Raw genomic sequence first — 24,337 nt, 5'->3', positions numbered from 1 at the left:
TTTAATTCTACAAGTGTAGAGCATTTAATTTTATATTGATTGCAGTTTTAGTATGGTAAAATGGCTTAGCTTTTTATTAAATGTATTTCTTTTTAATCGGTCTGGGAGCCATAGATGTAGGGTGTTTGTCAGAATCTTGTACCTATTTATGATCACATATGTGAATTAAAAAGTTCCGCTTTCGCGAAAGCGGAATTATTAAAACAGCTTTTAATCGTGTTATTTGTGTATTAAATCGACAAAGTGAGTTAAAAACATGAGTAAAAACGTTAAAATTCTAAAAGTTATTTTAAAATAAAGGTGAATATTAACTACTGTTAATTTATTTGAAGAGTTGTTTTTATTATCTCTCTAATTTTGTAACACAAAGACGACTATATGAAATCAGCTATTACATTTATCATATTATTTGCTACCGGAATAGTTTTCTCACAGGTAGGGATTAATACTAATTTACCAGACCCTAGTGCTATGTTAGATATCTCATCTGACGATAAAGGACTTTTAGTGCCTAGAATGACCACGGCCGAAAGATTATTAATAACCGCGCCGGCAGATGGTTTAATGGTGTACGATACAGACTTACAGGATTTTAAATACTATCGTAGTGGCGAGTGGAATTATATAGGCAGGTCGCAAATAAGAGAAAACTATAAACTAGTAAAAGATATTTCAGATTTATCTGACGAGTTGATCGCAGGGTCTGGCTCTCAGTATTTATTAAATACAGATTTCTTATATGAAATTAATGGAAGTGTGACATTTGACTTTCCGATTAATTTAAACGGTGCGTATGTGGAAGGTGTAGATTCTGGAGAAGATGTTATCATAAACGCTAGTGGTGCGGCATTTTTTCAGGGAACGTCTGGTGGTAGTTTAAGGAATTTAACTGTTTCTGGTAATGGGAATCCTATTTTTGATATTACTGGTTCAGGGTCAGAGTTATTAGTTAGTAACAATACTATTTATTTAGGTGCCAGCGCTGTAGGTACTCTAGATTCTTTGGGTACTGTGTTTTTTAGTATTTCGCAATTTGTAGGTAATACAGATGGTCTTGCAGTTTCTAATATGTCTACCTTTTTAATGAGTAATGTATTCTGGACGGCATCAAATACAGGAACGTTTATTGCTTTTTCTGGTACGTTCAATAATTTACAAATGAGTAGTGGTAGAATAGAGGCAGATACTGGTGAAGTAGGTGTGGATGTAAGTGCAAATCCTACTATTAATAATGATGCTACACTGTCTCAATTAAGTTTTGTAGGATCTGGTATGCATGTAAATCCTTATACCGTTGGTACTTATACAGGTTTTAATTTTACAAAACACTGGAATGTTAATTGTTCTGGACTTCCTGTAGAAACAGATCAAGTATCCGTAGCCGATATTAATTTTAATTTTACTGCTGGTGGTGGTGCTGGGACGACTTTTGGTAGTGTTAGTAATGGTACTCCTATAAAATTAGCCGGTGCAACAACATCTAATAATTTATTTAGGTTCTCTAGTTCTGGTAATAATAGAGTAGTTTATGAAGGGAAGAAAAAACGTTTTTTTAATGTTTCTTCTAGTGTCTCCTTTGAAGGAAGTACGCCAGGAGATCGTTATATCTTTTATATAGCTCGTGGACGTGCTGGAGATCCAACACCTACGGTAATAGACGCTACAGGTGTGTGGAAAGTAGTAAATAACGCTGCTTCTGTGCCTCCTTCTACAACGGTGCGCGATATTAGTGCCGTCCCTATTGTGGGTGTATTTGATCTCGAGCCTAACGATTATATTGAGGTATGGGTAGAGCGTTTTAGTGGTACTGGGCAAATATTTACCGTGGCGTTAAATCTAGCAATCAATTAAATTATATATCGCTTTCGCGAAAGCGTAACATGAAAAAATCCCATTCTATATAGAATGGGATTTTTTTGTTTACCAGTAAGCAACTATATCTATTTACTCATCTCAGTAAAGTGTTTATAGAAATGAGGTATGGTTTCTATACCTTTAAGATAGTTCCATACACCAAAATGCTCATTAGGTGAGTGAATTGCATCGCTGTCTAGTCCAAAGCCCATTAAAATAGATTTAGAGTTTAGCTCTTTCTCAAATAAGGCAACAATTGGTATAGAGCCACCACTACGTTGTGGTATAGGTGTTTTACCGAATGTATCTTCATATGCTGCACTTGCTGCTTTATATCCTAAAGAGTCAATAGGTGTTACATAAGCAGTACCACCGTGATGTGGGTTTACTTTAACCTTTACACCAGCTGGTGCAATGCTCTCAAAATGTTTTTTGAAAAGGTCAGTAATTTCATGCCAGTCTTGATCTGGTACTAAACGCATAGAGATTTTTGCATAGGCTTTGCTAGCAATAACAGTTTTTGCTCCTTCACCAGTATATCCACCCCAAATACCGTTTACATCTAGTGTAGGTCGTATGCTGTTGCGCTCATTAGTGGTATATCCTTTCTCACCATGTTCTTGTGCGATGTCTAAGGCTTTATTGTAAGCTTCTTGAGAGAATGGAGCTTTAGCCATTTCAGCACGCTCTTCGGCGCTTAATTCTTCTACTTTGTCATAGAATCCAGGAATGGTGATGCGGTTATCCTCATCTTGTAACTGTGAGATCATATCACAAAGAATATTGATAGGGTTTGCAACGGCACCTCCATAAAGTCCAGAGTGTAGATCGCGATTGGGACCTGTAACCTCTACTTCTACATAACTTAAACCACGAAGTCCAGTGGTTATACTAGGTACGTCTTTTGCTATCATACCAGTATCAGATATAAGGATAACATCGTTAGCTAGTTTTTCACGATTGCGTTCTAAGAACCATCCTAGTGACTCACTACCTACTTCTTCTTCACCTTCTATCATGAATTTTACATTACAAGGTAAGTCGTTATTTGCGGTCATGTATTCCATGGCCTTAACGTGCATGTACATTTGTCCTTTATCATCGCATGCTCCACGAGCAAAAATAGCACCTTCTGGGTGTAGGTCTGTTTTTTTAATTACAGGCTCAAATGGTGGGCTGTCCCATAGATTGATAGGATCTGGCGGTTGCACGTCGTAATGACCGTAGACTAATACCGTAGGAAGGTTAGGATCTATGATTTTTTCTCCATAAACGATAGGGTAACCAGGGGTCTCACAAATTTCTACTTTGTCACAACCTGCTTCTAGAAGAGAGTTTTTTATAACCTCACTAGTCTTAATTACATCATCTTTATAAGCTGGGTCTGCACTGATAGATGGGATTTTGAGTAATTCTACAAGCTCGTTTATAAAACGATCTTTGTTTTTCTCAACGTATGATTTAGTGTTCATTTCAATTGTGTTTGATGTAAAGATAAGAAAGGTTGAAAATTTTTCTAATAAAGAATTTGTAATTGTCGAAAAGAGTGTATATTTGCCGTCCCAAATAGGGACACCAGTAAGCGGATGTGATGGAACTGGTAGACATGCTAGACTTAGGATCTAGTGCTTCACGGCGTGCAGGTTCGATTCCTGTCATCCGCACAAAGGAAAAGCTCTTCATTTATGAAGAGCTTTTTTTTGATTTATAGTTATTTGTAAAATATTTAATTAGTGTTGTTGTGTTTTGAATTTCAATAATTTATCGGTAGCGTGTGTTTTACTTTGATTTAAAAATTGGGCATAAAAAAAACCGCTATAAAGCGGTTTTTAAAATATGAATGACCAGTTTTTAGTTACCGTTCATTTTATCTTTTAAGCTGTTAGTAGCTTTGTCAGTTGCGTCTTTAGCCTTAGTAGCAGCATCATCTACCGCTTTTCCAGCTTTGTCCATACCTTCTTGTGCAGCTCCTTTTACAGTTTCTCCAGCTTCATTAACACCTTCTTTTACTGCTTCCATTCCGTTGTTAGCTCCTTCTTTAACAGCATCTATACCGTCATTTGCAGCTCCTTTTACAGATTCTCCAGCTTCGTTTACGCCTTCTTTTACTGAATCTAATCCGTCAGCGGCAGCATCTTTCATGTCTCCTGCAGCGTCTTTCATAGAATCACCAGCTTCTTCCATTCCAGCTTTTGCGTCATCCATTCCTTTTTCTACTTCTCTACAGCTTACTGTGAAGATTAATCCTAAAGCTACTGCTCCTAAAAATACTTTTTTCATGGTTATGTTGTTTTAATTGTACGCAAATTTACATATTTATAGAACTTCTAAAATTTTGTTTTTATAATTATACAAATAGTCGTTTAAAAGCTGTTTTAACAGTTTAAATGCGTTATGATTACTTGTTTATGGTCGGTTAATTACGTCCTAGCAGTTTTCTTAATTGTATATAGATAAACTGGTTGGTCTTAACTCTATAAAGAGATAGTGCGCAAACAGTGGCAACAAATATGATTGCACCGGCGCCAGCCTGGTATGGATTGAGGTTTTTACCTATGATTTGATGTAGGCCTACACCTGTTAGGCTTCCATAAATAATTACAAAGTGTATGACGTATATGGATAGTGTTTTTTGACCTATTTTAAGTATCAACGATTGTTTGATATATTTTTCAAAACAGTAAAATATTCCCAATAGAATAAGTACGTTACCTAGCCTAGTGAAGAGATAGTTATAATAAGCGACTTTTTCAAATAGATTTATATCGGACTGAAGGTAGATCCAATTAAAAGATTTAGAAGAATACCATATAAGAGTTGTTCCTATTGTTAATAAGCTTGTGACTAATATAGTTTTAAATTTATTTTTTTCTAAAAAACCGTAGAATAAAGTAGCAATGAAAGCGCCGTATGCCATATAGCCAAACCATGGAATGATAGTGAATACAGAGCCATTTGTTTTAGTAAAATAATTTGCAATAAATAATGGTAGGTGTGAGGTGTCTAGAGATCTGTACAAGGGCTCGCAAAGAAATACCGTTGTCCCGATACTAATCATGACTAGTGAGAATACTGCAGACTTTTTAAAAGTAGCTAGATATATAAGTATGGTAAGTAGTATAGAAAGTCCTATACATTGTAGTACGTCTACAATTAAAAAGTAATCTTTAAACACACCTTGTATCCAGTCAAAAACAGGAGCTCTTAATGCGTAGCCTATTGCTATAAGCATCGCGCCTCTTATAGCGCCTTTTTTAATACGGATGTTGCTGGTTCCATTCTTCTTTGACTTCATCAATAAGTATGTAAAGATGATTCCAGAGATGGTGAAAAAAGTAGGTGCTGTAATGCCTCTAAAGTATTTCCAGATTTGAAAAGCTAGATTATCCTCGTCTCTGTATTCTACAGCAAGTAATGTATCTACAAAGTGACCTTGTAGCATCATTATGATAGCAAAGGCTCTAACGGCATCAATGAAAAATAAACGATTGGCTTTCAAGGGAGGTTAATTGGTATTACAAAACTACGGTATTATTTCGATTGGAAGTGTTTGTAGGAAAAAGGAAAGGATTTAAATATTGAATAGAATGCTTAAAATCTTAAACTTCTATAAAACAAAAAAGCCTCTCCGTTTGGAAAAGCTTCTCAAAAAGTAATCTATGATTACCTTCAAAGTCCTCAATTGTATCTGAGGACACACAACTTGAATTGCATACTAAAAAAGTATTGCGGTCTGGACGGGATTCGAACCCGCGACCCCATGCGTGACAGGCATGTATTCTAACCAGCTGAACTACCAGACCGTGTTCTAAAGAACGTTGCTAACTCGTTTCCTGCGTTAGCGGTTGCAAATATACGACTGTTTTGTAAACTGGCAACACTTTTTTAAAAATAATTTCAAATTAATTTAATTGTAGCGATAGTTTTGTGAGGTTAATTAGGCTTTTATTAGTTTAACTGTCTTGTATTCAGTGTTTAAAAAGTATGTAGCCATAAAGAAGAAAAAAATTTAATTATTCTAAAAAAAAATATATTGATCGCTGTATTGATATTAAAGAATGATGTAAATAATTATCTTTGAATTATGATAAAACTTTTTGCAACAGACATAGATGGTACTTTATTAAATGATAAAAGATACCTATCAGATAGAACAATTGCTTCTCTTGAGAAACTAGACATGCCCAAAATCCTTATTTCGGCAAGAATGCCACAGGCTATGGTTTACCTTCAAGAGGCTTTGGGTATAGTGAAATCTCCTATGATATGTTATAACGGTGCCCTTGTATTACATGAAGAAGAGGTGTTATATGAGTTGAGTATTCCTTTTAATGAAATAAAAGCGTTGTCTGAAATAGCTCAAGAGAACGGACTTCATGTATCTCTTTATAGAAAAGAGGAGTGGTTTGTGCCTTCTATGGATAAATGGTCTGAGAGAGAAATTCATAATACTAGAGTGCAGCCTACTGTGCAGGATGTTTCTGTTACTTTGGATTATTTAGAAAAGACCCAAGATAAAGGTGGTGCGCACAAGATTATGTTTATGGGTGATAGAGATGCTATTGATTCCGCTTTCGCGAAAGCGGAACAGAAAATAGGTCCTAGTGTACGACTTTATAGATCTAAAAGTACTTATATCGAAATCACGCCTAGTGGAACATCTAAAGAAGTAGCTCTAAGAAAGCTGTTGGATTTTAGATTTTCTGATATAGGAATGGAAAATGTTGTTGCTTTTGGTGATAATTACAACGACGAAGATATGCTAGGTGCTGTAGGTTATGGTGTAGCAGTAGAGAATGCAAGAGATGTGGTTAAAAAGGCGGCAAAATATTCTACAGTACATCATGCAGAGGATGGTGTTGCTCTTTGGTTAGAACAAAACGCATAAAAAAAGGCAGCCCTAATAATTAGGAACTGCCTTCTTCATGAGTGATTAGGTTATTATTCGATAACCATAATGTCTTGTGTATCTAATCCTACAGCGTTCATAACTGCGTCATAGTTGTTTAAATCTAGTTCTGAGCTAAAAAGTCCGACAGGAATTCTAACGATTCTAAAGATTTGATTAGAAATCTGTTCAGTACTTAGTTGGTTTAAATCTGTTGAGGCTGGAGCATTAATAAAAATTCTTGTATCAGTAGTTGTAGCGTCGTAATTATATTGAAATTCACCAAAGTCAGTATATATTACTTGTGGTAATAGTTCCCATACATCTCCAGCGTTTTCATCTACTTCAAAAAGCCTATATACTAATGTCATATCGTTTTCAAACTGGTCAATATTATTAGGTGTTTGGATCACTACTTCATAATCAGGAGCAGTAAAGTTAACTGGTCGTGTTTCAAAAGACTGTGCGATAGTATCAGTGTCTGTGTCAATAAAATCGTCGTTACTGTTGCACGACGTTAATGTAATAGCGAGAGCAAAAAGAATAGTGATGTATTTCATAATAAGTAGTTTATATTTTTAGTTTTCAATAAGTGTGCCTAAATTTAGAACATGAAAAACTATTTACTTATTTTGTTATTATTAATCTTTGTTAAAATGCATGGACAGCTTGCTGCTGCAGATAGCTTACTATCGATAGGAGATTATAAGAATGCTATCGAGATTTATAAAACTACCGATGATAGTTATTTTAAACTTGCGAGAGCTTACAGCCAGTTAGGTGACGTGCATAGCGCTCTATCTAGTTATCAAGAAGGTTTTAAGAAGGATAGTTTAAGTGTACAGCCTAGATTTGAGTACGCTCGTCTTGCTTTAGGAAATAATGATCCTGCTACTGCTTTTGATGTTCTAGATAAATTAATAGTTGAATTTCCTGAGAATGCTACATACCGTTATTATATGGGTAAGACTTATGTAGGTTTGGGCAGGGAAGATGATGCTGTGTCTTCTTTCGCGAAAGCGGTATCATTAAATGTTTCTTACAGAGCGGCTAGAATAGAGTTAGTGAAAATTCTTATTAAAAAAAGGATGTTTAATAATGCTATTCTTAATGCAAAAAAGGGTCTTGCTTTATATGAGAACGATTTGAAACTAAATAGTCTTATTGCTCAAGCTTATCTAGGTGCAAAAAGATATGATATGGCGATTAAGCATTTTGAGTTGCTTTTTAAATTGGGGTATGATACCGATTATAACCGTAAGAATCTGGCCTGGTCTTATCTTAATGACAGTCAGTGGCAGAGAGCTGTAGACAATTATAAAATATATAACGAGGTTTATGAAGATGGTAATTCTCTTATATATTTTAATATGTCTAGAGCTTATTTAAAACTAGGTGAATTAGATCTAGCACAGCAATGTATAGAAAGTTCTATTGCTTTTAAAACACCAGAATTGCATCAAGAATTCTTGCAACTTGCAACTATTTATGTGAAGAAAGGAGATTATAAAAATGCATTTTATGCTACTAGAACAGCTAAGAAAGAGAAGCCTGAAAATGATTTTATAGGTTATCAATATGTTCTAGCTGCTGATCAATTCTATGCAGATAAAGCTAAGAAGTTAGAGTTTTATGAGGAATTTATAAGTCAGTATCCTAATAGTTCTTTTATGGAATATGTAGAGGCGCGTAGTAAGGATTTACGTAAAGAGATCTTTCTAGCTGCCAAAAAATAGAAAGGTTGTAAATTAGCTCTATGAATAAAGGGTGTTTTGTTTTAATGATACTTTTCTTAAGTGTTTGTATTTCTTGTTTATCTGAAGAGGACAAAGAGGAGCGAGCGCTGGATATGGCTAGAAAAGAAATGCAAAATATCGATATGGATTATGTAGATCGTTACCCTGTATTTGATGATTGTGATGAGATGCTTACTACGTCAGATTGTTTTTATGAGACATTATGTAATGTTATAGATCAAAAATTGAGAGAAGATTACATCGCTATACAGCTGGAACAAAGAGATAGTGTCTATGCCTCTATAAGCGTTGATAATAAGGGTGTGATAGAGTATGATAGTATTTTTAAATGCGCTCGTACTATTAATAAGGAGCGACTCGATTCTATACTAAAAGATCGGTTAACTGATTTTCCAATTATAAAGAGCGCTGTAAAACGATCGATACCAGTATCTACTACTTATAGATTGCCTATTGTTTTTATTCCTGTGGATTCTCTAGGGAATTAACTTTCCTGCCTTGCCATTTTGGTTTTAATAGGCTTTTTAACGCAATTAAAATTACTATAAATGGATATATGGTAAAGTTAATTATGGCAACTTTCCATTTTACATTTTTAAATATTTGATCTCCTATCGATAGAGTAATGAAATCCGTAAACGCCTTTGTAAGAACTAGAGCTAGAAATGTCTTGCTTGAAATTAATGAAAAATGCCATAATATAGGGCTAGAAATAAATAATAAGCTCATGGTTAAAACCTGAAAGCTTACTAATTTATTGAGCAGGCTTTTAGTTTCACTGCCCTTTTGTGCCCATCGTGCACGTTGCGCTATTATGTCTATTAAATTGTTTTTAGGTTGTGTATTTACAGTTGCGTTTTTAGATTTAAGGTAATGGCATTTTGTAACATCTTTACTAGCTAGTTTTTCTAATAAGAAAATATCGTCACCACTAGATATATGATCATTGCCGTGATATCCATTTACGTCATTAAAGGCCTTTTTAGTAAAACTCATATTTGCGCCGTTGCACATAAAAGGTTTATCAAAAGCAAAACCACCTATAGTGACTAATTGCAAGGCTATCATTTCTTGATGTTGGAGGCTAGAAAGTAAGTTGTGCCCTTCTTGTATTTGAACCGGTGCTGCGATAAAATGAGCGTTTTTATGCTGTTGATATTTTGCGTTATAGCTAGAAATCCATCTAGAAGGTAAAATACAATCAGCGTCAGTTGTAATAATATGTTTGTTTTTAGCTTGTTTTATGGCTTGAGTAATTCCATCTTTTTTTGCGCTGGCAGACTTAGGTATTCTTTCTAGTAATAAAATAGTTAGTTTAGGATGGTTGTTTTTAAAAGAGTTTAAAATATGAATGCTTTGATCTGTAGAGCTATCGTTAATAAAAATCCACTGTAATAGACTGTAGTCATATTCTTGATTTCGTATTGATTCAAGTAATGCTGGTAGGTTGTTTTCTTCATTGCGGTAATTAATGATCACGGTGAATGGTAGTGGGGTACCGTCTGTAATAGCTTTTGTTTCTGGGTAGGTTAAGCCTTCTTTAGAAAGCAATAGAATAATCAGAACGTAGCCTATCATGACTGTAGAGAATAGCCAGATCATTCTTCAACAGTTTTTAGTTTTTGAAAAGGTAATAACAAGCAGCCTAGAACTGTAGGTACGATGGAGTTAGTAAACCAGATAAGGGTTGTAATTATAATTGTAGTTTCTGAGTTATGGAAAGTTTCGGTAAAAACGTATGCGGCGACGGTCCATTTTACAGCTATATCAAACAATTGAAATACGGGAATGATAGAAACGGCTAGGTAAAAGATAGTAATGTTTCTAATCATTATTAAAAGGGAAGAGTCGTTATCTAGAAGCGCTAGTATTATTAACCAATTGCTTGAAAAAATAAGATATCTTAATAAAGAATAAGATAATATAGACCACCACTTTGTGTTATCCATAGATCCTGAATCCCATTTTTTAAGTATCCATAGAGTTAGTATAACTGCAAGCAAGCAAAGTAGTGTAACTGTAAATAAAAGTAAGAATACCGATTCTATGATTAGGTTTTTTTGCAAATAGAATAGTATCCCTGTAATCCCTAAAATGGTAGTGATTATCATTTGCGACGTGTTGCCAGCTAGTATTCTTGATAATATGCTTTTGCGTAGAGACTTGTTGTAATATAAGGACTTGACAGCAAACTCTCCTGTTCTAAAAGGAGTTATAAAGCTGGCTGCTTGCGCGGTGAGGTTTTGAGTTACGCTTTCGCGAAAGCGTAACACATAAAGATCATTTATTAAGTATTGCCATTTTTTACTTTCTACCATCCAGCTAAGTATGCTTATTGCGATCATTAATGGTAATGTGTAAAACGGTAAATTTTTAATGGTAGACCAAATAATGTCTGTGTTTATAGAGCGATCTTGCCATTGTGAATAAAGTGCATATGTGCAAATTACAACAATGATGAATTTAATCAATGGAGCGAGGAATTGCTTAGATTTGTGAAGCGCGAGAAACATGTGCGAAAAATACAACAATTGGCAACAGAAAAAATTATTCTAGGTGTAGATCCTGGTACTGCAATCATGGGTTTTGGTATCATAAAGGTAAAAGGCAATTCCATGAGTTTTATCCAGATGAATGAGTTGGATATGAGGAAAATAAAAGATCCGTACGTGAAGTTGCGTCGTATATTTGAGCGTACTATTGAGTTAATAGACACTTATAATCCAGATGAAATGGCTCTAGAGGCACCGTTTTTTGGTAAAAATGTACAGTCTATGCTCAAGTTAGGTCGCGCTCAAGGTGTGGCGATGGCAGCAGGATTATCTAGAGATATACCAGTTTTTGAGTATGCGCCACTTAAAATTAAACAAGCGATTACTGGAAAAGGAAGCGCTAGTAAAGAACAAGTGGCAAAGATGTTGCAGAGTCTTTTAGGGATTAAAGAATTGCCTAAAAATCTCGATATGACCGACGGACTTGCTGCTGCAGTATGTCATTTTTATAACAGTGGCCGTATCGAAGTAGGTACGAACTACAGCGGTTGGGCATCGTTTGTAAAACAAAATGAAAAGAGAATTAAAAAATAAGTTATGAGACGTATTTTAAGTTTAGTGATATTCACCTTTTTGGTTACCTATTCTACTATTGCTACTGGGCAAGAAAAGGAAGTTGTGCAAAAAGATATTCCTGAATTATTAGAGACTTATAATAAAATGACTGTCCCATATTTAAGTGTGCAAAATCTGAAAACAGATTATGATCAGTATGTAATTTTAGATACTCGTAAAAAGAAAGAGTATGAGGTCAGTCACCTGCCAGGAGCCATATGGGTAGGTGAGAAGTACTCCAGTAAAAGGATGCCAGAGTTAGCCAAAGATGTGAAAATAGTAGTTTATTGTAGCGTGGGAATACGCTCTGAAGGCTTTGGAGAGAAGATGCTTAAAGATGGTTATACAGATGTTAATAATCTTTACGGCAGTATATTCTCGTGGAAAGACGCCGGTTATGAAGTTCTAGATTTAAATAATACTCCTACAGATAATGTACATGTATATAGCAAAGTGTGGGGTAGATTTTTAAAATCAGGAGTTAAGGTTTTTTAATCATTATTTCAGCCACTTTACTTTGTATAGTTGACTAGTAGTAAGCGCTTCGTCTTCTCCTAGTTTTATGTTAGTTGCTTCAGAAGATAGGTAGTACGTTTCTTTATTACTATCACTGTGGATTGATATAATTCCTTCTATCTGTGCGCCACCTTCTATTAAAAGCTCTTCTTTTTTTGCGAACTCAAATTTGCCGTTTTGATAATTTATTCTGTGCACAAAAGGAATTAAGTTGCTATTATAGCCGCATACAGTTACGGTATTAGATCCATTATAAGTAGCTCCAGTAACTAGACCTTTAATATTGTAGAATGTAATGTTTTGAGCAGTTTGACGCTGTTTATTTTTATCTATTTTATAGATAATTGTCGTTTGATCCTTCCAGTCTTTGGAGAACACATAAAGATTTTCTTCTATCGCGACTATTGATTCTGCGTCATAAGGGTGATTTTGCTCGCCTCTCTCAAATGATTTTTGATCAGGGTAATTGATGTTTAACCGAGTTACTGTAGCGTTTTCATTTTGTAAATCAGTTAATGCAATTTTAAATATCGTTAAGTCTTTCCGGTCGCCATAGTTATTTCCTAAATCTGCTATGTAGAGGTACTCGTCATCCTTTGTTACATCTTCCCAATCGATAGCTGTCATGTGCTTGTATGTTTTATGATAGAGAAGGTTTCCTAGAGTGTCTAAAAAGTATAATGTGGGCGTGTCACCGCTATCGTTATGAGTAATGATCTGATTTTGATAATATTCTAGACCAGATGTTTCTGTGATTGTTTGCGCTAAGTCTGTTACATGATTAGTGGTTATTCTTTGAGGCTTATCGTGTCGGTTTGACTCTTGTTGTACTGTTTTGCAAGAGTGTATTGATAGTGCTATTAAAATAATTAGGACCAGTTGTTTCATTCTATAAAGTTCGTAAAAGTTAATTGAAGCAACGATTAATAAAAGTATTTTAACTGTTTCGCTTTCGCGAAAGCGGAATTTAAAACAAAAAAAATCCGATTCAGTTTAAAACCAAATCGGATTAATTATTATAGTAATAAAGCTTAATTAAGCGATAGATACTCTTTTGAAACCTACAACATCAGCACCTTTAGACTCTACAAACTTAGCAACAGTTTGCTTATCGTCCATGATGAAGTCTTGGTCTAATAACGCTTGCTCTTTATCAAGAGAAGTGTTGTCAGCAACAAAACGCTCTAATTTTCCAGGTATGATTCTATCCCATATAGCTTCTGGCTTTCCTTCAGCTTTAAGTTCAGCTTCATAAGTAGCTTTTGCAGTTGCAAGAGCTTCGTCAGTTAACTGAGATCTAGAGATAAATAATGGAATGTTTAAAAGGTTTTTACCTAAACGTCCACGCTCGATATTATCTTTTTCGATAGCAGCGATACGAGAAGCAGTTTCTGCTTGTACATATTCTGCGTCAAAATCTTTGTAAGATAATGTAGTAGCGCCCATAGAAGCTACTTGCATAGAAACAGATTTTGCAACCTCTGCTGCGTGATCACTACTAGTAGAAAGACCAGTTAAAGCACCGATTTTATTACCATGTACATAACCACCTACAAATGGAGCTTCAAAAGCTTCAAAACCACCTATTTCAATTTTCTCACCGATAACACCAGTTTGCTCAATAAGTTTTTCTTCTACAGTCATGCTGTCATCAAATTTAGAAGCAAGAACTTCTTCTTTTGAGTTACAGTTATGAGCTACAGCAGCAATCTTATTTGCTAACTCTACGTAAGTGTCGTTTTTTGCAACAAAGTCAGTCTCACAGTTAAGAGATAAAAGAATACCTCTAGTGTTACCTTCATTAATATTTGCAACAACAACTCCTTCAGAAGAATCACGGTCAGCACGCTTTGCAGCTACTTTTTGACCTTTTTTTCTAAGGATCTCAATTGCTTGATCAAAATCACCTTCAGCTTCAACAAGGGCCTTTTTACAGTCCATCATTCCAGCTCCGGTTGTTTTTCTTAGTTTTCCTACTTCAGCAGCAGATATTTTAGCCATTTTGATAAGTTTTATACTAGTTAACTAGCGTTATAAGTTTATTCTTCTTCGTCTTTTGCAGGAGCAGCAACTTTAGCTTCTTCAGCTTTTGGAGCTTTCTTTTCTGCTTTTGCAGCTTCTTTAGCTTTATCTTCAGCGTTCTTTTCAGACTTGCGATCTTCAAGACCAGCTTTGATAGCACCAGTAACTTCTTTAATGATAATGTCAATAGATTTTGAAGCATCATCGTTAGAAGGAATTACGTAATCGATATCACGTGGGTTTGCGTTAGTGTCAACCATTGCAAAAATAGGAATACCTAATTTTAAAGCTTCTTTAACTGCGATGTGCTCACGTACAGTATCTACAACAAAAAGTGCAGCTGGCATACGAGTCATGTCAGTAATAGAACCTAAGTTCTTTTCTAGCTTTGCACGCATACGGTCTACTTGAAGACGTTCTTTTTTAGAAAGAGTTTCATAACGACCATCTTTCTTCATACGGTCTACAAGAGCCATTTTCTTAACAGCTTTACGGATAGTTACAAAGTTTGTAAGCATTCCACCAGGCCATCTTTCAGTGATGTACGGCATGTTAGCTTCACCAGCATATTGTGCAACGATATCTTTTGCTTGCTTCTTAGTAGCAACAAAAAGAACCTTACGACCAGATGCAGCTATCTTACGTAGCGCTTCTGTAGCTTCGTTTAACTTTGCAGTAGTTTTATAAAGATTGATAATATGGATCCCGTTACGTTCCATATAAATGTATGGAGCCATGTTAGGGTCCCATTTACGAGTAAGGTGACCGAAGTGGACACCTGCGTCAAGTAATGACTTGACATCTGAAGTATTTGCCATAATAAATAGTTTACGTTCTGTCGATAGCAATAAAAAAGTGGTCATAAGCAATGCTTAATCGCCTTCATTATTTAGATGCTAAACTGAGCTCTGGCGGCAACCAGGCGTGACAGCAAATTAATATAAATAAAAAAAGAACAAATCCCGTTTAATTGTGAAATTAAACGGGAGTAATAATAATGTATTAACGCTTTGAGAATTGGAATTTCTTTCTCGCTTTCTTTTGACCGAATTTCTTACGTTCAACCATTCTAGGATCACGTGTCATAAGACCTTCTGGTTTCAATGCTAGACGATTTTCTTCATCTATCTCTACAAGAGCTCTTGAAATTGCAAGACGAATTGCCTCAGCTTGTCCAGTGATACCACCACCTGTTACAGTAGCTTTTACATCGTATGTGTCAGTTGTTTCAGTTAAAGTAAAAGGTTGTTTTACTTTGTATTGTAACATTCCTGTTGTGAAATAGTCAGAAAGTTCTTTTCTGTTAATTGTTACGTCACCTTTACCTTCTGAAAGGTAAACACGAGCAACGGCAGTTTTTCTTCTACCAATTTTGTGTAATGTTTCCATATTACTTTACCTCGTTAAGATTAATGGTTTTAGGTTGTTGTGCTTCATGTCCATGCTCAGAACCAGAATACACTTTTAGGTTGCGATAAATAGCGCTTCCTAACTTGTTTTTAGGTAACATACCTTTTACTGCGTGCTCTACAACACGTGCTGGATCTTTTTCAAAAAGCTCAGTTGCAGTAAGACTACGCTGTCCACCTGGGTAGCCAGTGTGTCTGATATATGTTTTCTCGCTCCACTTGTTACCGCTTAGCGATACCTTGTCGGCGTTTATTATGATTACGTTATCACCACAGTCTACGTGTGGAGTAAAATTAGTCTTGTATTTTCCTCTCAAAAACTTTGCAGCTATTGAAGACATACGACCTAGTGGCTGTTCAGCAGCGTCTATCAGTACCCATTCTTTGTTTACTGTTGCGCTGTTTGCTGAAACCGTTTTGTAACTTAAAGTATTCACCTTGAAATAGTTTTAATTCTGTGTATGATTTTACTAACTAAAATCGGGCTGCAAATGTAATCTTTTAATTCCGATTACCAAGCGCCTTTTTTTAATTTTATTATAAAATTCTAAACTAAGAATATTTTTTGCAATAATATGACTTTGTTTTAGTTATGCGTCGTTTTTAATTCGATTCTTTTTTAATTTTTTACTTTTTAACAAAGATGTTGATTTATGCTTGATTTGTGATTGTATCTAATAACTACTTGATTCATAGTTATTAGGTAACTTTGCTTTATATTTAGATAAATTTTGATATTATGAAAAATGTTTTCTTTTTATGTATACTTATCTTATCGTTAAGTGGTTGTGAAAGTGATGACGCTGCTAGGTCTTCTTTAAACTCTACTGTCGCTGGTGATTACATTCTTACTTCACTTATTTCTAATATCCCTGTAGATTTTAATGGAGATGGTGTCAGTAATGTAGAGCTGTTACTAGAGGCGTCTTGTTTTTCTTCTATGGATGTGTCATTCTTAATAAATGGTGACTTTACAAGTACTGTTGCTGAGCCGTCTTTTGATAGTAATAATAATTTGAGTTGTCCACTAAGTTTACAGTCTGGTAATTACTCGTTAGATACAAATAGTGTCCTTACTGTAATAGCAAATGTAAATGGTGGTACTATTACAGACAGTAAACAAGTGATTTTTACGCCTACTACTTTTGAATTTACAGTTACTGGTGCTGAAATGGATCGTTATATAAGTGGTCGTAATTCTACACCTGCTGCTGGTGTTACTAGTTTAGTGGCGGTTTATACAAAGAATTAATAGTGATAACAGTATATTTAAAAAGCCACAATTTCAAGTTTATATGAAATTGTGGCTTTTTAAATGTTGGTATATGGTGTGAACTATTCTTGTACTGTCACGCCTTTCCAGAAAGCTACGTAACCTTCTATTTCTTTTGCTGCATGTTTTGCTTCAGGATAATACCATGCGGCATCTTTGTTCTCACTGCCATTTACTTCTAAGGTGTGATAACTTGCTATACCTTTCCATGGGCAATTAGATTGTGTATTACTAGGTTTAAAGAATTCTTTCTTTATACTGTTTGCAGGAAAGTAATGGTTGTTCTCAATTACTTTTGTTTCATTACTTTCTGCAATGATTTGATTGTTCCAAATGGCTTTCATATTAGTTTTTTTTAAATAAGTAGTTTTTGAACAGTTTTTTATTGTCTTCAAATATCTGAGTTATTTTAAGTCCAGATTGATTTGCTAACCATTCTACTATTTGGTCGTCATATTTTTGAGAAATTTCAGTATGAATGGTTTCCCATTTATTGAAACTTACTTTTAGATCTAATTTTTTAATATGAACGTCACATGCTTCGGTGGCCAAAAGATAACTCTTAGCTGTTCCTGTTTCTGGGTCATAGGCTTCCCAATGTTCGAATTGGTCTACGTTAAAATCTGCTTGCATTTCTTTATTTAATCGGTGTAATAAATTGCGATTAAATTCTTGTGTAACGCCAGTAGTATCAGCATAGGCATTTTGAATGGTTAGCGGATCTTTTTTCTGATCAAACCCCATAAATAAAACATCTTCTGGAGACATTATTTCCTGAATTTGTTTTAAGAAATTGATTGCTTCGTCATGAGATAGGTTACCTATGTTAGATCCTAAAACTATAATGGCTTTGGGTCTCTGATTGTATTTTGCTAACTCTTTAAGAACGTTGAAGTAAGTTCCTTGTTCTCCTTGCACGTCCATATTAGGCCATGTTCCTTTAATACTACTTGCTAGATCGTCTATAGCATGTTGGCTTATGTCTATCGGTATGTAAGTGAAGTTAGTCCCGTTTTCATGCAGCTCTTTAAGGAGTACTTTGGTTTTTTTACCGTCTCCAGCACCTAATTCTATGAGGTCAAATCCTTTGTTGTTTTCAAAAAGCATTCTTAAGTCTGCTTTATACTGATCAACTATATTGTACTCTGCATTAGTTAAATAATATTCTGGTAAGGCCATGATTTGCTGAAACAGCTCATCTCCTCGATCGTCATAAATATATTTTGAACTCAAAAACTTAGGGAAAGCTTTTAGTCCTTCTGTTACGTGTTGTTCAAATTCCAGTTGGAATGATTCTTTTTTTGTCATAATGATTTTGCAAGACGCAAGCTTGTAAATTGCCATCTAAGTGGCGCGTGAAAAAAGTTTCTATAAGTAGGTCTAGCATGGTTTGCTGGTGTAGCGATAGAGCTGCCTCGCAATACCTTCTGGTTGACCATAAATTTACCATTGTACTCTCCTAGAGCGCCATCTGGTTTTTTATAATTAGGGTAGGGTAGGTAGGCACTTTCTGTCCATTCCCATCTATTACCATGATTAAAGTGTGATTGTGCAGCTTCCCATTCAAATTCTGTCGGTAGTCTCATGCCTTTCCATTGAGCAAAGGCAAATGCTTCGTAATAAGAAATGTGAGTTACAGCTGCGTCTGGATTTATAGTAGTGTTACCTTCTAATAAATAATTATTCCATTGTCCATTATTGTTATGCCAGTACATAGGTGCTGTAATTGAGTTTTTCTTTACCCAATCCCATCCTTCAGTATGCCAAAGCATAACTTCAGAATAGCCGCCACTATTAATAAATTCTATCCATTCTCTATTTGTTACCAAAGTAGAGCAAATTGAAAACGGCTCTAAAAACACTCGGTGTCTAGGTAATTCATTGTCATAGCAAAACTCCTCAGAGTCGTGTCCTATGTTGTAAATACCTGATTCGATTTTGATAAATTCTTTCTTTTCAGTCTCAATTAATTGTTCATTTGAGAAATCTTTATATTTAGGTTGTAATGGGTTGTTACCTAGTATATATTTAATATCTGTAAGTAGTAGTTCTTGATGCTGTTTTTCATGATGTATACCTATCTCGAGAATAGGAGCAAACTCTTCATTAAAATGATTTTCAATTAGCTCTATCATGTTAGACGTCACATGATGTCTGTACTCATAAATTTCTCTGACACTAGGTCTAGAAAGATTACCGCGATCCGTACGTACGACTCTTTTTCCTATACTCTCATAATAGCTGTTAAACACATAGGCATAGCTATCGTGATACCTTTTGTAATTAGGTAAGTAAGGATCTAATAAAAATTCTTCAAAAAACCAGGTAGTATGACCTAGGTGCCATTTAGGTGGCGATACATCAACAATAGGTTGCACAACATAATCTTCCGTTTGTAACGGTTCACATATGTGTTCAGAATCTGATCTCGTTTCTTTAAAAAGAGAAAGAATTTTGTTTTTAGGAATCATCTTCTCAAATTTATGGTGTTTTTTCTTTAAGTCTATTGTTCTCATAGACTTTTATGAAATTGTTGTGTTTTTTTATTGTTCGCTTTCGCGAAAGCGTTAACAAAAGTTAAACAACTAGCAGGTTTTCTATTCTACCTTAAGTATACTGTTGATGGGTATAGTGACTCCTTTTTTAAGAATAATTGATTTTTGGGTAAGTCCCCATATGGTTGTGTTGATCATTAAAAGATTGTTTAAAGAGTCTTTGAACGTGATGAATACCTTGTTTTTGTACAAGTTGCCTAATTGCATGCCGCGATATAGCTCATGAAATCTTAATTTCTGTTCATTTTTATCTTCTAAGACATCTGCAGTGTCAAATTTTACTAGGTAAAGAAGTTCTTTTTGTGTGCGGTAAACTTGAGATGGATATTTATGCATAGTCTATTTTTTTATAGTGAGATAATAGTATAGGTGTGTGGTCCTATCGCTTATCGCTAATTAAAAAATAAGATATCACAAAAAGAAAACGTAAAGATCAATTTTAGATATCATTTGAGTTTATGACATACATTTTATAAAAAGACATCGTGTTAATAAGGGCAGTCGTAAATACTTTAATTCCAGCCTTGGTTATTCTTGCGGTAATTAATTTGAGGGGTTTTGTCTTTAGTAAGGTAGCCTACCAGCCATATGATCAATACTATTAACACGGCTAGAAATAGTACTATAATAACTAGAATAACTACTTTAGGAGTGATGCGGTTTGCGCGTTCATCTGCTGCCTGTAGACGTAACTGTTCATAACGATATTCTTGTTCTATTCGTTTTTTATCGCGTTGTTTTGCCTGTTCTTCTTTCTCAACTGCGCGATAGTAACTTTTAGGACTTACAGGAGCGTAGTTTCTAGCTTTGGCATCTGCCAGGTTTATTGAAATGGGTTCTCCTTTTTGTTTATAGTATAATGGGTATATAGTGAATAATCCGTTTTCAGGAAACTCTGCTATGTTAGTATAGTGTTTCTGTCTATAAATAATTTTATGAGTATCTGGATCGCGCATCTCTATCATGTGATAGGTAATGTTCTTTTGGTTTTTCCATTCTAAAATTACTTTGCCAGTGTTATGAGATTCTTTTATGGTAAGGTCGTATAGGTATAACGCATCAGTAGGTTTATACTGCGTGGTGTCTATAGCGTGATAGTTTGCATATGGATCTTCAATGGCAGTGGAAACACTGCAAGAGATTATGAATAAAAATGCAATAATTAATCTCATAAGTGTAATTTAAACCGCTACTATTCCCTTGATTGCAGGATGTGGGTCGTAGTTCTCTAGTGTAAAATCTTCATATTTAAAGTCAAATATGTTTTTCACATCTGGATTTAATTTCATTTGTGGTAATTCTCTAGGTTCTCTAGTTAATTGTAAATCTACCTGTTCTCTTAAGTTATTGTATATATGAACATCTCCGAAACTGTGTATGAAATCTCCATACTCTAGATCGCATACTTGTGCAACCATCATAGTTAATAGTGCATAGCTCGCTATGTTAAATGGTACGCCCAGAAATACGTCTGCACTGCGCTGATATAATTGGCAACTTAATTTATTGTTAGACACATAGAATTGAAAAAAGGCGTGACATGGTGGTAAGGCTGCTTTTCCATTAGCAACGTTTTCAGAAAAACTCTTGCTAGTATCTGGCATTACACTTGGGTTCCATGCGGTTACCATCATCCTGCGGCTGTTAGGATTAGTCTTAAGTGTGTCAATAACCTCTTTGATTTGGTCTATTCCCTGACTATCCCAGTTGCGCCATTGGTGACCATAAACAGGTCCTAGATCTCCATTTTCGTCGGCCCATTCATTCCATATTCTGACGTTATTATCTATTAAATATTGAATGTTAGTATCGCCTGATAAAAGCCATAGCAGTTCATGTATGATAGACTTAAGGTGTACTTTTTTAGTAGTTACTAGAGGGAAACCTTTTTGTAAATCAAAACGCATTTGATGACCAAAAAGGCTGCGTGTACCAGTGCCGGTACGGTCACCTTTATCAGTTCCGTTATCAATTATGTCTTGTAATAGGTCTAAGTATTGTTTCATAAGAGTCTAGTAAATGATGATTCCGCTTTCGCGAAAGCGAATACAATATACAAAGAACTTGAAATTTTAGTTCAAATGATAATAAAACAAACTAAGATTACAGATTTATTAATTTAAAAGAGAGTCTGGGTTTTCTGAAACAAATGAACTTGCCCACTCTACAGCGCTTTCTACGTTATTAAAGTATCCAAATGAGCCACTGTATAACGACTGTTCACTTGCGGCTTGCATTTTTTGTTCTTTAGAAGTGCCTATTATGGCAATCCCTACGATCATTTTGGAATCAACTAATTTGTACACCTTAGGCTCTACAGCATGTCCGAACTCACGATTTGAAATAAAAACGATTTTATTTTTACCGTAAAATTCATTAATATCATTGAGAATCTTAGTGGCTATCTCATTATTTACGACAACATCTGTATGTAGTTGACCAACTACATAGTTATCATAGCAATAGATTTTGCCAAAGCTATAATTGAAAAGGTTTTTGTAGTCTTTAAAGTCCAATGCTTATTAGTTGTTATAATTTATAACAAATTTACAACATTTCTTTAACATAAAATTAGGTTAAAGAAAAAGCAATTAAATTTATCCAAAAAGCATTCCAGCTATAGTTGCAGTAAGTAACGCGGCACATGTACCGCCTATTAATGCTTTTACACCAAAGGCCGCTAGGGTTTTACGCTGACCAGGTGCTAGTACGCCTATACCTCCTATTTGAATACCGATAGAGGCAAAGTTTGCAAAACCGCAAAGTGCGTAGGTTGCGATAATGATAGATTTAGGATGGAGTATTTTACCTGCTTCTTTTAACTCTTTTAGAGATCCATAGGCTATGAATTCATTAAGAATTGTTTTTTCACCTAGTAACTGTCCTACTAGAATTATATCTTCAGAATGTACACCTATAATCCATGCAATAGGTGCAAATAGATTACCTAGTATATATTGCATAGAAAGGCCATCGTACCTACCATCGCTAGAAGATGCGATAATAGAATTAAGTCCAGAATATTCTCCTATAAGGTCTTTAAGTCCAAAGTTCACCACTGCTATTAAGGCTGTAAATACTAGTAACATAGCACCTACGTTAACAGCTAGTTTTAAACCATCTGTCGTACCTCTAGAAATGGCATCTAGTATGTTCGTACCTATTTTATCCTTTGATACTTTGAGGGAGCGGTCTATCTTGTTATTTTGATCTTCTGGGTAAAGCATTTTTGCAATTACAATAGCTGCAGGAGCACTCATTATAGATGCAGTAAGCAGGTGTTTTGTAAATAATATTTGTTGCGCTTCACTTTCTCCACCTAAGAAACCGATAAATGCCGCTAGTACACCACCGGCTATGGTGGCCATACCGCCTACCATAAGACAAAGCATTTCTGATTTGGTCATTTTTTCTAGGTAAGGCTTTACTACTAAAGGAGCTTCAGTCTGCCCTATAAAAATATTTGCTGCTGCTGCAAGAGATTCAGCACCACTTAATCTCATTGTTTTGCTCATAACCCATGCGAGTACATAAACGACTTTTTGAAGTATGCCTAGGTAATAAAGTAAAGATGTAAATGCAGAGAAGAATACAATCGTAGGAAGAACCTTAAATGCAAATACATAGCCCCAGTTACCACTAGCGTCAATGAAGTTACCGAACACAAACTCAGCACCAGCCTCACTAACAGCTAGGAATTTTACTACTCCTGTAGATATTCCATCAAAGATGTATGCGACACTTTCAAATTTAAGTACAGATATAGCAAACACCACTTGTAATGTTACACCGACTATTACTAGTCTCCAGTCTATTTTCTTCCTGTTATTACTTAATAGATAACAAAATCCAAGGATAAAAAACATACCTATTAAACCACGATAGAAACTTTCAAAGCTAAAGCCAAGGTCATTTGATATTTGAACATTATTAGAGGTTGCTGCGACAGTTGTTTCTTCTTTTTTGATTAAGAAATGATAAGTAATATCTTTATTTTTAATTGATAAGCTATCGTTATTTACCTTTTTTAAATCAAACTGCTTTAATTGTGTATTATTTGAGTTAGGGTATAGGGCGATAAAATCATTTTGGATTATAAATCTACCGGTAGAATTAAGGCTGTCTACTCCAGTGTAAAATTTGTAATTTTGTTGTGAAAAGGAGATACTGTCTAGATCTTGAGCGTTTGCTTGTGTGTTATCAACTATTGTTGCAGTATCAAATATCCAAGTTCCTTCTATTGGTGTGTTCTCTTGTGCATTTCCTATAAATGAAAAGCAAAGTAATGCTAAAGCAGTAAAAAGTCTGGCTATAAAGGATTTCATAGAATGGTAATGATTATCGTTTAGATATTTCGTCTCTAATTTGCGCTGCCAGTTCGTAGTCTTCGTTAGAAACTGCTTCGTCGAGCATTTTGTTAAGTTCTGATATGGAGAATTTGCTGTAGTCATCCACTTCTTGCGCTGCAGCGTTGATTAATTCTTCTATCATTTCTTCTCCGTCTAGCTCTTCCATTTCCAGTTCTTTGTCTGGTTTAATGTGCTGTTGTATACCTGCTTCTTCAAGAATGTTTTCATAAGTAAAAACAGGGGCTTTAAATCTTACAGCTAGTGCTATGGCATCGCTAGTGCGAGCATCTATAATTTCTTCAATTTTATCTCTTTCACAAATAAGACTGCTGTAAAAAACACCATCTACTAGTTTGTGAATGATTACTTGTTTCACCACAATAGAAAATCGTTGGGCAAATGTTTTAAACAAATCATGGGTGAGAGGTCGCGGCGGACTCAATTCTTTCTCTAGTGCAATAGCTATACTTTGAGCTTCAAAAGCTCCTATTACAATAGGTAGTTGTCTTGATCCGTCTACTTCTTTAAGCACAAGGGCGTATGCGCCATTTTGTGTTTGGCTGTAAGAGATGCCTCGTATGTTAAGTCGTTTTAGACTCATTATGTT

Annotated in this window: 27 protein-coding genes and 2 tRNA genes; 8 read left to right on the top strand and 21 right to left on the bottom strand. The window is 35.1% G+C overall.

Features of this window, described 5'->3' with window-relative positions; translation table 11 throughout:
• Positions 1-378 precede the first annotated feature (378 nt).
• On the top strand, positions 379-1,851 hold the full coding sequence (locus tag LY01_RS00560; protein WP_104513871.1) for a cell wall anchor protein: 1,473 nt from the start codon (positions 379-381) through the stop codon (positions 1,849-1,851).
• Positions 1,852-1,940: 89 nt separating this feature from the next.
• Here LY01_RS00560 and LY01_RS00555 read toward each other — a convergent pair whose 3' ends face one another.
• A complete protein-coding gene (locus LY01_RS00555) occupies positions 1,941-3,326 on the bottom strand; it encodes a dipeptidase (RefSeq protein WP_104513870.1) in 1,386 nt (461 codons plus the stop codon).
• Positions 3,327-3,436: 110 nt separating this feature from the next.
• On the opposite strand from LY01_RS00555, the gene LY01_RS00550 reads away from it, so the two are divergent.
• Positions 3,437-3,518: transfer RNA gene (locus tag LY01_RS00550), tRNA-Leu, on the top strand.
• 187 nt (positions 3,519-3,705) lie between these two features.
• On the opposite strand, the gene LY01_RS00545 is transcribed toward LY01_RS00550, so the two are convergent.
• The 3 genes from LY01_RS00545 to LY01_RS00535 all read right to left on the bottom strand — a co-directional run bounded on the left by LY01_RS00545 (position 3,706) and on the right by LY01_RS00535 (position 5,657).
• Positions 3,706-4,134: a hypothetical protein gene (locus LY01_RS00545; RefSeq protein ID WP_104513869.1), complete on the bottom strand. Its 429-nt coding sequence runs from the start codon at positions 4,132-4,134 to the stop codon at positions 3,706-3,708.
• 136 nt (positions 4,135-4,270) lie between these two features.
• Positions 4,271-5,353 (bottom strand): heparan-alpha-glucosaminide N-acetyltransferase domain-containing protein, encoded by a 1,083-nt coding sequence (locus LY01_RS00540; RefSeq protein WP_104513868.1) that lies wholly within the window; start codon positions 5,351-5,353, stop codon positions 4,271-4,273.
• Between the two features lie 230 nt (positions 5,354-5,583).
• Positions 5,584-5,657 (bottom strand) — tRNA-Asp (locus LY01_RS00535).
• A 281-nt stretch (positions 5,658-5,938) separates the two neighbouring features.
• Between LY01_RS00535 and LY01_RS00530 the strand changes: the two genes are divergently transcribed.
• A complete protein-coding gene (locus tag LY01_RS00530) occupies positions 5,939-6,742 on the top strand; it encodes a Cof-type HAD-IIB family hydrolase (protein ID WP_104513867.1) in 804 nt (267 codons plus the stop codon).
• A 53-nt stretch (positions 6,743-6,795) separates the two neighbouring features.
• Here the strand turns inward: LY01_RS00530 and LY01_RS00525 are convergent, their stop codons facing one another.
• Positions 6,796-7,302 (bottom strand): dihydrolipoamide dehydrogenase, encoded by a 507-nt coding sequence (locus LY01_RS00525; RefSeq protein WP_104513866.1) that lies wholly within the window; start codon positions 7,300-7,302, stop codon positions 6,796-6,798.
• A 51-nt stretch (positions 7,303-7,353) separates the two neighbouring features.
• Here LY01_RS00525 and LY01_RS00520 point away from each other — a divergent pair, with 51 nt between their 5' ends.
• Together LY01_RS00520 and LY01_RS00515 are read left to right on the top strand one after the other, a co-directional pair.
• Positions 7,354-8,478, top strand: a complete 1,125-nt coding sequence (locus LY01_RS00520; protein WP_104513865.1) for a tetratricopeptide repeat protein — start codon at positions 7,354-7,356, stop codon at positions 8,476-8,478.
• A 20-nt stretch (positions 8,479-8,498) separates the two neighbouring features.
• Positions 8,499-8,987, top strand: a complete 489-nt coding sequence (locus tag LY01_RS00515) for a hypothetical protein (RefSeq protein ID WP_146080349.1) — start codon at positions 8,499-8,501, stop codon at positions 8,985-8,987.
• On the opposite strand, the gene LY01_RS00510 is transcribed toward LY01_RS00515, so the two are convergent.
• Together LY01_RS00510 and LY01_RS00505 are read right to left on the bottom strand one after the other, a co-directional pair.
• Positions 8,959-10,101, bottom strand: coding sequence for a glycosyltransferase (locus LY01_RS00510; protein WP_104513863.1), 1,143 nt, complete (start codon positions 10,099-10,101; stop codon positions 8,959-8,961). The genes LY01_RS00515 and LY01_RS00510 overlap by 29 nt on opposite strands.
• A complete protein-coding gene (locus LY01_RS00505) occupies positions 10,098-11,012 on the bottom strand; it encodes a lysylphosphatidylglycerol synthase domain-containing protein (protein ID WP_104513862.1) in 915 nt (304 codons plus the stop codon). Before LY01_RS00505 ends, LY01_RS00510 begins: the two co-directional genes overlap by 4 nt.
• A gap of 18 nt (positions 11,013-11,030) precedes the next feature.
• Between LY01_RS00505 and ruvC the strand changes: the two genes are divergently transcribed.
• Positions 11,031-11,585 (top strand): crossover junction endodeoxyribonuclease RuvC, encoded by a 555-nt coding sequence (gene ruvC / locus LY01_RS00500; protein ID WP_104514695.1) that lies wholly within the window; start codon positions 11,031-11,033, stop codon positions 11,583-11,585.
• Between the two features lie 3 nt (positions 11,586-11,588).
• Complete coding sequence (locus LY01_RS00495) at positions 11,589-12,101, top strand: rhodanese-like domain-containing protein (protein ID WP_211289252.1); 513 nt, start codon at positions 11,589-11,591, stop codon at positions 12,099-12,101.
• Between the two features lie 3 nt (positions 12,102-12,104).
• On the opposite strand, the gene LY01_RS00490 is transcribed toward LY01_RS00495, so the two are convergent.
• The 5 genes from LY01_RS00490 to rplM form a co-directional block, all read right to left on the bottom strand.
• Positions 12,105-13,010, bottom strand: coding sequence for a hypothetical protein (locus LY01_RS00490; protein WP_104513861.1), 906 nt, complete (start codon positions 13,008-13,010; stop codon positions 12,105-12,107).
• A gap of 147 nt (positions 13,011-13,157) precedes the next feature.
• Positions 13,158-14,123 (bottom strand): translation elongation factor Ts, encoded by a 966-nt coding sequence (gene tsf / locus LY01_RS00485; RefSeq protein WP_104513860.1) that lies wholly within the window; start codon positions 14,121-14,123, stop codon positions 13,158-13,160.
• A 38-nt stretch (positions 14,124-14,161) separates the two neighbouring features.
• On the bottom strand, positions 14,162-14,962 hold the full coding sequence (gene rpsB, locus LY01_RS00480) for a 30S ribosomal protein S2 (protein ID WP_104513859.1): 801 nt from the start codon (positions 14,960-14,962) through the stop codon (positions 14,162-14,164).
• 184 nt (positions 14,963-15,146) lie between these two features.
• A complete protein-coding gene (rpsI, locus tag LY01_RS00475) occupies positions 15,147-15,533 on the bottom strand; it encodes a 30S ribosomal protein S9 (protein ID WP_104513858.1) in 387 nt (128 codons plus the stop codon).
• 1 nt (position 15,534) lies between these two features.
• Entirely contained in the window at positions 15,535-15,990 is a 456-nt protein-coding gene (rplM, locus tag LY01_RS00470) for a 50S ribosomal protein L13 (protein ID WP_104513857.1), read from the bottom strand.
• Between the two features lie 302 nt (positions 15,991-16,292).
• On the opposite strand from rplM, the gene LY01_RS00465 reads away from it, so the two are divergent.
• Positions 16,293-16,805 (top strand): hypothetical protein, encoded by a 513-nt coding sequence (locus LY01_RS00465; protein WP_104513856.1) that lies wholly within the window; start codon positions 16,293-16,295, stop codon positions 16,803-16,805.
• Between the two features lie 83 nt (positions 16,806-16,888).
• On the opposite strand, the gene LY01_RS00460 is transcribed toward LY01_RS00465, so the two are convergent.
• The 9 genes from LY01_RS00460 to LY01_RS00420 all read right to left on the bottom strand — a co-directional run bounded on the left by LY01_RS00460 (position 16,889) and on the right by LY01_RS00420 (position 24,331).
• Complete coding sequence (locus tag LY01_RS00460; protein WP_104513855.1) at positions 16,889-17,170, bottom strand: DUF427 domain-containing protein; 282 nt, start codon at positions 17,168-17,170, stop codon at positions 16,889-16,891.
• A gap of 1 nt (position 17,171) precedes the next feature.
• Positions 17,172-18,134, bottom strand: coding sequence for an L-histidine N(alpha)-methyltransferase (locus LY01_RS00455; protein ID WP_104513854.1), 963 nt, complete (start codon positions 18,132-18,134; stop codon positions 17,172-17,174).
• Complete coding sequence (gene egtB, locus LY01_RS00450; protein ID WP_104513853.1) at positions 18,131-19,297, bottom strand: ergothioneine biosynthesis protein EgtB; 1,167 nt, start codon at positions 19,295-19,297, stop codon at positions 18,131-18,133. The genes LY01_RS00455 and egtB overlap by 4 nt, the downstream gene beginning before the upstream one ends.
• A gap of 126 nt (positions 19,298-19,423) precedes the next feature.
• A complete protein-coding gene (locus LY01_RS00445) occupies positions 19,424-19,717 on the bottom strand; it encodes a hypothetical protein (RefSeq protein WP_104513852.1) in 294 nt (97 codons plus the stop codon).
• Positions 19,718-19,893: 176 nt separating this feature from the next.
• Positions 19,894-20,553 carry a hypothetical protein gene (locus tag LY01_RS00440; protein ID WP_104513851.1) on the bottom strand — a complete coding sequence of 220 codons (660 nt, stop codon included), beginning with the start codon at positions 20,551-20,553 and terminating at the stop codon, positions 19,894-19,896.
• Between the two features lie 9 nt (positions 20,554-20,562).
• Positions 20,563-21,387 (bottom strand): thymidylate synthase, encoded by an 825-nt coding sequence (locus LY01_RS00435; protein ID WP_104513850.1) that lies wholly within the window; start codon positions 21,385-21,387, stop codon positions 20,563-20,565.
• A 108-nt stretch (positions 21,388-21,495) separates the two neighbouring features.
• Positions 21,496-21,897, bottom strand: a complete 402-nt coding sequence (locus LY01_RS00430; RefSeq protein WP_104513849.1) for a thymidylate synthase — start codon at positions 21,895-21,897, stop codon at positions 21,496-21,498.
• Positions 21,898-21,978: 81 nt separating this feature from the next.
• The gene (locus LY01_RS00425) at positions 21,979-23,706 is read right to left on the bottom strand and encodes a NupC/NupG family nucleoside CNT transporter (RefSeq protein WP_104513848.1); all 1,728 of its coding nucleotides are present in this window, start codon (positions 23,704-23,706) and stop codon (positions 21,979-21,981) included.
• A gap of 13 nt (positions 23,707-23,719) precedes the next feature.
• Positions 23,720-24,331 (bottom strand): bifunctional nuclease family protein, encoded by a 612-nt coding sequence (locus LY01_RS00420; protein ID WP_104513847.1) that lies wholly within the window; start codon positions 24,329-24,331, stop codon positions 23,720-23,722.
• Positions 24,332-24,337: the final 6 nt, after the last annotated feature.

The sequence above is a fragment of the Nonlabens xylanidelens genome (assembly GCF_002934445.1).
Taxonomy (GTDB): domain Bacteria; phylum Bacteroidota; class Bacteroidia; order Flavobacteriales; family Flavobacteriaceae; genus Nonlabens; species Nonlabens xylanidelens.
The sequence above is the reverse complement of the archived record's forward strand: the minus strand, read 5'-3'. Positions and strand labels throughout refer to the sequence as shown.